This is a genomic window from Macrococcoides caseolyticum (assembly GCF_002902665.1).
GTDB lineage: Bacteria > Bacillota > Bacilli > Staphylococcales > Staphylococcaceae > Macrococcoides > Macrococcoides caseolyticum.
This window is the reverse complement of record NZ_PPRM01000087.1, coordinates 1-293: the sequence shown is the minus strand read 5'-3', so window position 1 is coordinate 293 and position 293 is coordinate 1. Positions and strand designations below refer to the sequence as shown.

Here is a 293-nt window from a genome sequence, read left to right as displayed (position 1 = left end):
GAGATTGAAACGATCAAGACAGACAATTTATAACGTAATAAATGCACTTAAGACAGGTATAACTGCACTGGAATATTACCAAGAGTATAAGCAAAGAAAATCAAATTGTGGCAGACATAGAATAGTACTTCCAGAAAATCAGTCAGCTTATATTCGAGAAAAAGTAGCCGATGGCTGGACACCTGACACCATTATTGGCAGAGGTGAACACCCGATTGATTGTTCTGTAAAAACTCTTTATAGAATGTTTAAGGAAAACGTCTTTGCAGTACAATCTTTACCTATGAAAGGTA

The 293-nt window shown here is 35.8% G+C and carries 1 pseudogene; it reads left to right on the top strand.

The window, feature by feature from the left end:
- Nucleotides 1-293, top strand: a pseudogene (locus tag CD152_RS12070) (IS30 family transposase); the annotation flags it as partial.